This is a genomic window from Hwangdonia seohaensis (genome assembly GCF_031932625.1).
GTDB classification, from domain to species: Bacteria; Bacteroidota; Bacteroidia; order Flavobacteriales; family Flavobacteriaceae; genus Hwangdonia; species Hwangdonia seohaensis.
The window spans coordinates 527,761-538,960 of sequence record NZ_JAVSCK010000003.1 but is presented as its reverse complement, the minus strand read 5'-3'; the positions used below and the strand labels follow the sequence as shown (position 1 = coordinate 538,960).

At 35.9% G+C, this 11,200-nt stretch carries 12 protein-coding genes; 7 read left to right on the top strand and 5 right to left on the bottom strand.

From position 1 onward, the window contains the following. Positions 1-3: 3 nt before the first annotated feature. Entirely contained in the window at positions 4-864 is an 861-nt protein-coding gene (locus RNZ47_RS11410) for a hypothetical protein (protein ID WP_311940065.1), read from the bottom strand. 237 nt (positions 865-1,101) lie between these two features. Between RNZ47_RS11410 and RNZ47_RS11405 the strand changes: the two genes are divergently transcribed. Then, positions 1,102-2,136 carry a sensor histidine kinase gene (locus tag RNZ47_RS11405; RefSeq protein ID WP_311940063.1) on the top strand — a complete coding sequence of 345 codons (1,035 nt, stop codon included), beginning with the start codon at positions 1,102-1,104 and terminating at the stop codon, positions 2,134-2,136. Next, positions 2,133-2,822 (top strand): LytR/AlgR family response regulator transcription factor, encoded by a 690-nt coding sequence (locus RNZ47_RS11400; protein WP_311940061.1) that lies wholly within the window; start codon positions 2,133-2,135, stop codon positions 2,820-2,822. Before RNZ47_RS11405 ends, RNZ47_RS11400 begins: the two co-directional genes overlap by 4 nt. 8 nt (positions 2,823-2,830) lie before the next feature. On the opposite strand, the gene RNZ47_RS11395 is transcribed toward RNZ47_RS11400, so the two are convergent. From RNZ47_RS11395 to RNZ47_RS11385, 3 genes are all read right to left on the bottom strand, one after another. Continuing rightward, positions 2,831-3,157, bottom strand: a complete 327-nt coding sequence (locus RNZ47_RS11395) for a hypothetical protein (protein WP_311940058.1) — start codon at positions 3,155-3,157, stop codon at positions 2,831-2,833. A 27-nt stretch (positions 3,158-3,184) separates the two neighbouring features. Beyond that, a complete protein-coding gene (locus RNZ47_RS11390) occupies positions 3,185-3,337 on the bottom strand; it encodes a hypothetical protein (RefSeq protein WP_311940056.1) in 153 nt (50 codons plus the stop codon). A 115-nt stretch (positions 3,338-3,452) separates the two neighbouring features. After that, the gene (locus RNZ47_RS11385) at positions 3,453-5,042 is read right to left on the bottom strand and encodes a S41 family peptidase (RefSeq protein WP_311940054.1); all 1,590 of its coding nucleotides are present in this window, start codon (positions 5,040-5,042) and stop codon (positions 3,453-3,455) included. Between the two features lie 305 nt (positions 5,043-5,347). On the opposite strand from RNZ47_RS11385, the gene smpB reads away from it, so the two are divergent. From smpB to RNZ47_RS11365, 4 genes are all read left to right on the top strand, one after another. Further along, the gene (gene smpB / locus RNZ47_RS11380; protein WP_311940051.1) at positions 5,348-5,806 is read left to right on the top strand and encodes an SsrA-binding protein SmpB; all 459 of its coding nucleotides are present in this window, start codon (positions 5,348-5,350) and stop codon (positions 5,804-5,806) included. A gap of 145 nt (positions 5,807-5,951) precedes the next feature. Beyond that, on the top strand, positions 5,952-6,488 hold the full coding sequence (locus RNZ47_RS11375; RefSeq protein WP_311940049.1) for a hypothetical protein: 537 nt from the start codon (positions 5,952-5,954) through the stop codon (positions 6,486-6,488). A 5-nt stretch (positions 6,489-6,493) separates the two neighbouring features. After that, complete coding sequence (locus RNZ47_RS11370) at positions 6,494-8,404, top strand: Xaa-Pro dipeptidyl-peptidase (protein ID WP_311940047.1); 1,911 nt, start codon at positions 6,494-6,496, stop codon at positions 8,402-8,404. Positions 8,405-8,473: 69 nt separating this feature from the next. Then, entirely contained in the window at positions 8,474-9,268 is a 795-nt protein-coding gene (locus tag RNZ47_RS11365) for a cation efflux transmembrane domain-containing protein (protein ID WP_311940045.1), read from the top strand. Between the two features lie 21 nt (positions 9,269-9,289). Here the strand turns inward: RNZ47_RS11365 and RNZ47_RS11360 are convergent, their stop codons facing one another. After that, positions 9,290-9,931, bottom strand: coding sequence for a protein-L-isoaspartate(D-aspartate) O-methyltransferase (locus tag RNZ47_RS11360; RefSeq protein ID WP_311940043.1), 642 nt, complete (start codon positions 9,929-9,931; stop codon positions 9,290-9,292). Positions 9,932-10,086: 155 nt separating this feature from the next. Here RNZ47_RS11360 and RNZ47_RS11355 point away from each other — a divergent pair, with 155 nt between their 5' ends. Beyond that, the gene (locus RNZ47_RS11355; protein ID WP_311940041.1) at positions 10,087-11,046 is read left to right on the top strand and encodes a Gfo/Idh/MocA family protein; all 960 of its coding nucleotides are present in this window, start codon (positions 10,087-10,089) and stop codon (positions 11,044-11,046) included. The last annotated feature ends 154 nt before the right edge of the window (positions 11,047-11,200 follow it).

Below are 11,200 nucleotides of genomic sequence, written 5' to 3'. Positions count from 1 at the left end.
AAGCTATACTTTTTTTGCCACTAAAACGAGGTCTGGCTCTCTTACCTCAAGGGAAACAACCTTTCGGTTTTCCTTGTTAAAATGAATTGATACCGTTGGAAACTTATTGTATTTAAACACATTTTCTTTAACCCGATATAAAGCACCGCCAAAAGCACCTAGGCTTCCCAAGGTTAACATTTTTCTCATATTAAGCTTAACTGAAAAGCCATCATTTTCGCCATCTCCGTATTTGTAATCCCCTAAGTAGTTTTCCTTATCCTCTGGTTCGTTCAAAAAAACTTCTCCGTTAGCGTTTCCAAGTGTTCCTAAGTAACTTATAAGGTTTTCAGAGTTTGAAATTTGCTTTGAGGTCATTTTATCTTTCATTCGTAAACCAGCTTCGGCATGCTCCAATAAACTGATGCCGTGCGGTCCATAATTTTTCTGGATTCCCGGGTAAAATTCTATCATGTTTTTTACGATTTCGAAAGCCCCCAAAATAGCAAAAGTGAATATGTTGGGTTTTGCACCTTTACTTATTAAATAGGTAACAATATCGCGACGACCAACATGCGATGCCGCACCAATGGCCGTTTCCCAATCGCCAAAACCCCAATCCCAAGTCGCTCTAGATAGTTCTGGGCGTTTATCGACCAATTCCCTTACACGGTTTAAATCAAAATGCGACTTACCCACAACCTCTGAAACAATATCCTCGTGAATGGCGGGATAGCGATAAAACAAATCGTTTATATTTTTTGGTTGTCTTTTGCTTTCAACCGTAGTTTTAGCATATGCAACATTTGGAATTGCCACTGCCAAAGCCCCGAAAATAGAACTTTTTACAACTGCTCGTCTTGATATATAATTATTGGTTTTCATGGATACGTTTTCTTGTTTATTTAAACCGGTTTTTTAAAGACCTCCAAACCAAATGTAGAATTAACTTCCTTTAAAAAGTGAGTTTTTATACCAACATCAACCTTTCTTATGTAAAACAAACCATAGGGCATTTATTAACAATTCACATAAAAAACAAACCACTTCGCATAAAAGTTGTGCTTAAAAATAAATCTCTACTTTTATTCCAATAGATTTGTTATTCTGATCCATCCAAAAATGTCTAAAAAAACTATTTTATTTCATGTTCTATTTTGGGTTCTGTTAATGCTTTCATTCGCCATTTCAGAATGGAATTATCGCAACACATTTATTGATGCGATTGTTTTTGAGTTCTTATTCTTACCAATAAGAATGATTGCTGTTTATATTAATTGGTTAGTGTTTATTCCTAAATTTCTATACACCAATAAACATACACACTACGCTACAGCCATAATTGTTTTGCTTTCGGTATTAGCCATAACACAAAGAGTTTTTGTGCTTTACTATGGTTATCCGCAATTTTTTCCTGAATGGACGGTAGGGCAACATATACATGTTTTTAAGTTTACAAGTTTAGTGCAAGTTGCATTAATTATTGCAACGCCATTAGCGATTACAACCGGTTGGAAATTGTTTGTAGACCTTAAAGAAAAGGAGCAGTTTACTAAAGTATTAGAAAAGGAAAAAACAGATTCTGAGCTCAAGTACCTAAAATCGCAAATTAATCCGCACTTTTTGTTTAATACTCTAAATAATATTTATGGATTATCATTAGAAAACTCAAAAAAAACCTCAGGTCTTATTTTAAAACTTTCGGACTTTTTAAGCTTTTCTTTATATGAAAGTAATCAGAAATTAATTCCGCTGGAAAAAGAAATTGCATTGATGAACGATTTTATCGCCCTGGAAAAAAGCCGTTTTGAAGATCGTGTGAAAGTGGTGTTAAAATTATCAAAAAACAAAACAAGTGATATTTTAATTCCGCCTTTAATATTAGTACCCTTTGTGGAGAATGCTTTTAAACACAGTCTAAAGAACGAAACCGAAATGGCAACTATTCATATACATTTATCCGTATCAGAAAAAAACCTGAATTTTGCAGTTACAAATTCCAAACCATTGGATTCTGGGATTTTAAGCAAAAACAAAGGTTTAGGCTTAATCAATATCAAAAAACGCTTAGCCATTATTTATGAAGATAATTACAGTTTACATATTAATGAACAACCCGATTCTTACACTATTAAACTCCATATTAAAACAGCATGACACAAACTTGCATTATAATAGATGATGAGAAAACGGCGCGAAATATTATCAAAACATATATTGCAGACGTGTCTTTTTTAGAACTAAAAGGGGAGTTTAAAAACGCTATTGAAGCTCTAGAATATTTACAAGATTACAGTGTTGATTTGCTGTTTTTGGATATTGAAATGCCCAAACTTTCTGGATTAAATTTTGCAAAAATATTAGATTCGGACAGTCAAGTAATTTTTACCACAGCGCACAGAGAATTTGCTTTAGATGGCTTTGAGTTAAACGCCATAGATTATTTATTAAAACCGTTTTCGTTTGATCGGTTTTTAAAAGCGGTACAAAAAACGCATGTTAAAACCCAAATAACAAAAGACGACAATCCTATAGACTACATGTTTGTAAAGGTAAATAAGCAAATGCTGAAAATAGATTTTGACGTTTTACTTTACATTGAAGGATTGAGCAATTACGTAAAAATACGAACCCACGAAAACTCATTTGTGGTTTACGATAAACTTAGCGCATTAATTAAAAAACTGCCTGCAAATCAATTTATAAGAATACACAAATCTTATATTATTAACGTTTCACAAATCAAATTATATACAAAGGAATTTGTGGAAATTGGGGGTAGGCATATCCCTGTAAGTTCAACTTATAGGGCGTCGTTAATGGCACTTCTTGAAAAGCATTAGCGTTTATTTTATTGCCGTTTCCAAATCACAATCGCCTCGTTTGTCCATGATTTCGATTTCGGGTTGTAATCATAACTTACCGATTGCATTTCATTCTCGCTTAGTAAGATATGCGTGTCTTTAGGTTTTAAATATTCACCACCATAATAAAAAAACGACATTTCGCAATGGCGTTCGGTTTCTGTCATACTCACTTCCCCAATGGCATAATACAAACCATCCCTAGAGCGTTGGTAAAATATGTTCTTTTTTTTTATCTGGCGCATAGAATTCTGAGAACTTCCAAAACGGTATTGTGTCATTTTTGGTGTTGACACCCAATATATCCGCATCAATTTTAAGCGGTTCTGATTGATAAACTTTTAAAAATCATTCGGTTTATTAACGTCGTACTTTGGATTTTTAGCAATCCAAGTTCCAGAATCTTTGGATAGTTTATCAAAAAAAACTTCATGCTGTGGCTGAATGGAATCTTTGGTTTGGGCCATTCCAAAAAGGGATATTAAAAATACCATATTTGCAACTATTAGTTTTTTTAAACTAAAATAAATTTACGTATAAGGTATAAAAACCATTATGTCAACCCCCATTAATTAATACGTAATTAACATATTTTATAATCTGTCGAAACTATTCATTATTTTCAATAACCTTTAAAACCCATTCCAATTCGGTATCGATATTCATTTTTCTATCTTCAATAGTTGGTGTAATTTCAACATCTGGTTTTACGCCATAACCGTCGGGATGCTGTTTTTGTGGGGCTTCAATTTGCATTAAGCCCATCCGTACTTTAAGTTTTGATGTTGGCAATTGGTATAATTTATAAATGCCCGCCACGGTTCCGTTGTATGCGCCACCGGTTTCTTCGCCTACAAAAACAGCGCGTTTATTGGCCTTTAGATGTGTTGATAAAAGTGAGGATGCCGAAAACGAATTCCCATTAATCAATACATACACGGTGCCTTTAAAATGCAACGGATTGGGGGCTTTTATTTTTGAAAATTTATTGAATCGGTAATACAGCTTGCCATCTTTTTTCTTGGTCTTTAACAAATTGTGGGTTACTATGATGGGCGATAACAATCCGCCAACAATTTTAAGACCGGTTGACGAGGTGTTGCTCATTACAAACTTCATAAAAGGAATTCTGCTATTGACTTCGCTTTCGGTAATAAATTGATAGTTTTCATCGGTTAAATACGAGTATAGCTTATCGATTTCCGCAATGCGTCCACCGCCATTATCACGCAAATCCAAAATAAAATATTTGGTTTTAGCCGAATCCAATTTTGCAAAATTTTCCTCGTAAAACTCTTTGAATGGCCCGTTACCAAACCCTCTTATTTTCATAAGGGCAATAGTGCTGTCTTTTCCAATAAAATCAAAATTGCGCGTGTATTGTTTTCTACTTGCAATATAACCGTGCTTTTTGTTGAATTTCCGTTTCTTTTTTCGAGCAATCCGATTGGCTTTTTTTTCTGCTTTGGTCAGTTTTTTAGGTTTAACCGTTTTGGTGGAATCGCTTTCAGCATCCTTTTTTTTGTCTTCTTTTTTTAAGCGTTTAAAGGTTTTTACAAAAGTTGAATCTTCATTTTTAAACGTCACTTTCAAACTATCTACAAAGCCTTTGTTTCTGTAATAAAAGGTTTTAAAATTCTTGCCAACAAACCGATTGTGTAGCGTGGTGTTATAGCCATCGGAAGCAAATTGGGTTTTGTAGATATCGACTAAATTTGAAGCGGAATCATTTTCAATCTTAACCACTTCGTTTCCAACCAATGTAGAGTCTTTACCTCGTGTATTTTTGACGTAAAGTTTATGGTTTAAATATTCGAAATCCAAATCGTAAAATTCAAATTTTTTCTTTTTCAACAACTTTCTCTCCTTTCTGGTAAACCTTTTATTTGCCGAACCTACCGAAACATGACCCTGCCTCACGTTTGTAACAACGGGCGCCAGTATTTTGTAGAATTCACGCGAAGTCATCGGCTGTTTTATCGTCGTTTTTAAGCTATCGAATTTAAAATCCAAAACGGATTTGGAGGTATATTGATACAGTTTTGGGTGGTGTTTTTTAAGCTGATTATAGAGTTTATCCACATCGTTTTGCAAATCTTCAACCGTGTGTAACGCTTTAATTTGCTCGTTATAAGTTTTAACGCTACTACAAGAAGTAACAACGAGCAAAACACTAAATATCAGAAAGAATTTCTTCATTCAAAAAAAATAATCACGTTTAAGGCAACTAAAGTAATTGTAATTATTTTAATTTAACAGAACAAGCCCATTAAAAACATTGAGACACGAATTTCACGGATTTCCACGGATTATTTGAAAAAATCTAAAGATTTTTCTATTTGTGCAATCATTTTACCAATTTTAAATGAGTTTAACTTACTTATTTGTGTTAATTAGTGAAATTAGTGTCACAAAAAATAGTGCTGTTGGTTTTATTGAACTCATTCTTTTTAATTTTAAATTAACCTTTAACTTTTAAGTAAAATCGTTTAGCTTTGTGCTCCATGCAAAAAACCATTAACATACAAAATAAAAAAGCGCGCTTTCAATACGAAATATTGGATAAGTACACCGCTGGAATTGTGTTAACCGGAACCGAGATTAAATCCATTAGAAGCAGCAAAGCCTCCATTGCCGAAAGTTTTTGTGAGTTTAATGAAAAAGGCGAACTTTTTGTAATTAACATGACCATTCAAGAATACGCTTTTGGCAATTATTACAACCACCGTCCCAAAGCCGAAAGAAAATTGCTTTTAAATAAAAAGGAATTAAAAAAACTAAATAAAGAAGTCCAGAATACGGGATTAACCATCATTCCATTGCGTTTATTTATCAACGATAGAGGGTTTGCCAAATTGGAAATTGCCTTGGCAAAAGGTAAAAAATTATTCGACAAACGCGAAACCATAAAAGACCGCGACAATAAACGCGATTTAGATAGAGTTAAGAAAACTTATAGATAAATTCCCATTTTAATGCGAATGACAATTCTTTGAATGCATTGATATAAACAGCAATGAAATTTTTTTAAATTTAAGACTATCTTAACGCTTCAATTATTGTTAAATTTCTACTTTGTATTCTGTAAAACCTCGAAAAATTTTCAATATGAAAAAACTTGTTACCACATTATTAATTTGCCTATTAACCTTTACCATAAACGCCCAAGACAATGCCGAAAAGGAAATAGATTATTCTAACAAGGTAAAAACCTTAGATAGCATTATCGGTACATTATACGATGTTATTTCCGGCGAAAGAGGCGAAGCTAGAGATTGGGCACTTTTTAAACATTTGTTTAAACCCAATGCTAAACTAATTCCTTCAGGAAAGGATAAAAAAGGTGTTTACAAAGTGCGGTACATGAAACCGGACGACTATATTAAAAGTTCGGGCAAATGGTTGGTTGATAACGGTTTTTTTGAAAAAGAAATACACCGAAAAGTTGATGCCTTTGGTCATATTGCCCAAGTTTTTAGCACCTACGAAGCTTATAAAAGTGAAGGGGACGAAAAACCTTTTATGCGCGGTATTAATAGTATTCAACTATTTTATGATGGTTTGCGTTGGTGGATTGTTAATGTTTTCTGGACCCAAGAAACCAAAGACCAACCCATGCCTAATATTTATCTCCCAAAACAATAAATTCCATGACTCAGCATTCCAAATTTAAAACAGCTATACTCACTTTTTGTTTAACCATCACAACCGTTTTGTCCGTTGTAGCCCAAGAAAAAGCAACGCCTATTTTTAAAGATGGTGAAGCTCAAATAGTCGAGGCCTTTAATACCCCGGATAAATGGATTCGTCATGATTTATTTGTCGAAACGACTTTCGATACCGATGGCGATGGCAAACTAGATCGCATGCATGTTGGTGTAACCAGACCATATCAAACCGAAACCGAAGGTTTAAAGCTTCCCGTTATTTACGAAACCAGTCCGTACTACGCCGGGGTTGCCCCAGATGTTGATGGTGTTTTTTGGGATGTAAAGCACGAATTGGGTGCTATGGAAAAAGCAAGGGTACACCCCGAAGTTACCCGATTGGGCGAGCGTCCCATTATTTCAAATTCGCAAATTCAAACTTGGGTGCCTCGAGGCTATATTGTGGTACATTCATCATCTCCCGGAACAGGTTTATCCCAAGGTTCGCCAACGGTTGGTGGCGATAACGAATCCTTGGCTCCAAAAGCGGTTATCGACTGGTTAAATGGTCGTGCAAAAGGCTATACTGAAGCTTACGGCGGTGAAGAGGTTGAGGCGTTTTGGACCACCGGAAAAGTGGGTATGACGGGAACATCGTACAACGGCACACTTCCCTTGGCAGCCGCAACCACGGGCGTTGAAGGCTTAGAGGTTATTATTCCTGTGGCACCCAATACGTCTTATTATCATTATTACCGTTCCAACGGATTGGTGCGTTCTCCGGGTGGTTATTTAGGTGAGGATATCGATGTGTTATACGATTATATCCATAGTGGTGGAGAGGAATCTATAATCCCAAACAGTAATGCAACTATTAATGATGCCCATATTCCTAAAGCATTTAAAAACAAAAGAGCGTATAGCAATGCCATGGTTCGCGATATGGAAATGAAAAATGGCATGGATAGAATTACGGGCGATTATAACGATTTTTGGGCAGGTCGGGATTATTTAAACGATATGGCACCAATGAAAGCCGCATTGTTAATGGCACACGGGTTTAACGATTGGAATGTAATGCCGGAACACAGTTACCGCATTTATAAAAAAGCCAAAGACATGGGCTTAACCACGCAAATATATTACCATCAATTCGGTCATGGTGGACCACCACCAATAAGCATGATGAATAAATGGTTTACACAATATTTACACGGTATTGACAATGATATTGAAAACGAACCCCATAAAGCGTGGATAGTTCGCGAAGGCGACAAAATGGACGAACCAACTGCTTATAAAGACTACCCAAATCCTGAAGCAAAACCAGTAACGTTGCACTTAACATCCGGCACTCCAAAAACAGGCGGTTTAACCACAACAAAACCAACAAAACAAGGCAAAGAAACGTTGGTTGACAATTACTCGTTTACCGGTGAAGCGTTGGCGCGAGCAGAAATTACGAACCACCGTTTGCTGTTTGTAACACCCAAACTAACAAAGGATGTTCACATTTCGGGTGTACCACAAATCACCATTAAATTGGCTAGCAACAAACCTGCTGCAAATTTATCGGTTTGGTTGGTATCACTGCCTTGGAATGACAGCAGACGCGCAAAAACAACCGATAATATTATTACCCGTGGATGGGCAGATCCTCAAAACCATAAATCGTTAACCGAAAGCAAACCTTTAAAACCCGGTAAGTTTTACGACGTTACTTTTGATTTACAACCAGACGACCAAATCATTAAAGCAGGGCAACAAATTGGATTGATGATTTTTTCAAGTGATAAAGAGTTTACGTTGCACCCAAAACCAGGAACAGAATTGACCGTTGATTTGGATGGAACGTACTTGGTTTTACCTGTTGTTGGTGGGGCTGATAGCTTTAATGAAGTTTTTGGCAACTGATAATCTCGATTTATTCATTTAGCTTAGGTTATAAGGTGTTGATGTTAATCCAAAAAAATAATAAAACGAGTGAAAAAGACAATATTTGAAATTACCAAGATGGACTGTCCTTCGGAGGAAAATCTAATCCGAATGAAATTGGATGGAATTTCAAGCATTGCAAATTTGGATTTTGATATTCCTAATCGAAAATTGACCGTTTTTCACAATGGAGAAATCGACCAAATCGAAAAATCTGTTATCGAACTGAATTTAGGCGGAAAAAAAGTATCGACTGAACATACAGACCAAACGGAATTTAAAGAAAATGCAAACCAAAAAAAGATACTTTGGTCTGTACTTGCAATAAATTTTGCCTTTTTTATTATCGAAATGACAACGGGAATCATTTCAAAATCCATGGGACTTGTTGCCGATAGTTTGGATATGCTTGCCGATAGTTTTGTGTACGGAATTAGTTTGTTTGCGGTTGGCGGAACTTTAATTAAGAAAAAGCGGATTGCAAAACTTGCTGGATATTTTCAAATCACGCTTGCGATTATTGGATTTGTAGAAGTTTTAATAAGATTTTTCGGAGATGAGAAACTCCCCGATTTTTCGACAATGATTATCGTTTCGATTTTTGCACTTATTGCAAACGGAATTTGTCTTTACATTTTACAAAAGTCCAAAAGCAAAGAAGAGGCACATATGAAAGCGAGTATGATTTTCACCTCGAATGACGTGATTATAAATTTAGGAGTAATAATTGCAGGAGTTTTGGTAAATTGGTTAAGCTCAAACAAACCTGATTTAATTATTGGCACAATTGTTTTTGTGTTGGTAGTTCAGGGAGCATTTCGGATACTGAAATTGGGTAAATGAGCGGACTGAACACTGAAATCCTTAATTCCTATCCTCCAAAAGCGGTACAAAACGAAACTCACCAAACTCGTGTTGTTCAAATTCCTTTGGTCCTTTTCTAATAAAAAGCGTCATAATTTGCACATCATCGCCCACGGGTATTACAAGCCTTCCTCCTATTTTTAACTGGCTCAATAAGGGTTTTGGCACAAACGGTGCGCCGGCGGTAACAATAATACTATCAAAAGGCGCTTCTTCCGGTAGGCCTTTGTAACCATCGCCAAAAACGAGTTTTTTAGCACGATACCCCAATTTTGGTAAAAACTTACTGGTTTTTTTAAACAGTTCCTGCTGGCGTTCAATACTAAAAACCTTAGCTCCCAATTCGCATAAAACAGCGGTTTGGTACCCGCTGCCCGTACCAATTTCCAAAACCTTGTCGCCTTTTTTAACTTCCAACAATTCCGTTTGAAAAGCCACCGTATAGGGCTGCGATATGGTTTGGTCTGCCGCAATAGGAAACGCTTTATCTTGGTAAGCATGGTCTAAAAAACCAGAGTCCATAAACAAATGCCTTGGTATGTTTCCAATAGCCTTTAAAACCGCATCGTTGGTTATTCCTTTGTTCCTTATAACGTTAACTAACTGCTGTCGTAATCCTTTGTGTTTAAATGTATCTTTCAATGGTCAGGTAATTTTCAAAGCTAAATTAAGCAAAGATTTTTAAGTTAAATCCATTTTAATCACTATTTCTTTTAAGTGTCAATAAAGCAAAAAATTAGATGGAAATAATCAATTTCTTGTGTTAAATATCTTATTTTTGTAGAAAACGTAATAATATGCTAAAAGCTGGTGTACTAGGTGCTGGTCATCTGGGGAAAATTCATTTAAGACTTCTTAACCAATCGGATAAATACAAACTTGTTGGGTTTTATGACGCCGATGCGGAAAACGGAAAAAAAGTAGAAGCCGAATTTGGCTATAAATTTTTCGATACGATCGAAGCCCTTATCGATGCCGTAGATATGGTAGATATTGTAACACCTACACTGTCGCATTACGAATGTGCCAAACAAGCCATTGCTAAAGGCAAGCATATTTTTATTGAAAAACCAATTACCAATACCGTTGAGGAAGCGGAGCATATTAGAGAACTTTTAGCAGAGCACAATATTCGGGGACAAGTGGGACATGTAGAGCGTTTTAACCCTGCATTTATCGCCGTAAAAAACGACATTAAATCGCCCATGTTTATTGAAACGCACCGGTTGGCAGAATTTAACCCGCGTGGTACCGATGTGCCCGTGGTGCTGGATTTAATGATTCACGATATCGATATTATTTTAAGCGTTGTAAAATCTAAAGTAAAAACCATATCGGCAAGCGGCGTTTCGGTTATTAGCGATACGCCCGATATTGCCAATGCACGCTTAGAATTTGAAAACGGCTGTGTGGCCAATTTAACGGCAAGCAGGATTTCGTTAAAAAATATGCGTAAAGCACGGTTTTTTCAAAAGGACGCTTATATTTCAGTTGATTTTTTAGAAAAGAAATGTGAGGTGGTTAAAATGAAAGATGCCCCAGAAAACCCGGGCGATTTCGATATGATTCTTCAAAATGCCGAAGGTATTAAAAAACAAATCTATTTTGATAACCCTGAAATTAAAAACAACAATGCCATTCTTGATGAGTTGGAAGCCTTTGCCGATGCCATTAATAATAACACAACACCCGTGGTTACCCTTCACGATGGCACCGAAGCTTTGCGTGTGGCAACACAAATAATTAATTGTTTTTAAAAGACAGGTAATTAAAATTAAAAAACAATATTGCAAAAATACAAGTCCCTAATTTCGACAAAGTCGGAATTATCAAAATTCAGAAATAAAGAGCGAAAGAATGAAGATGCAAAGCGAAGCTTTAAGCACGAAATTCTGAAAGCGAATGGTGCTT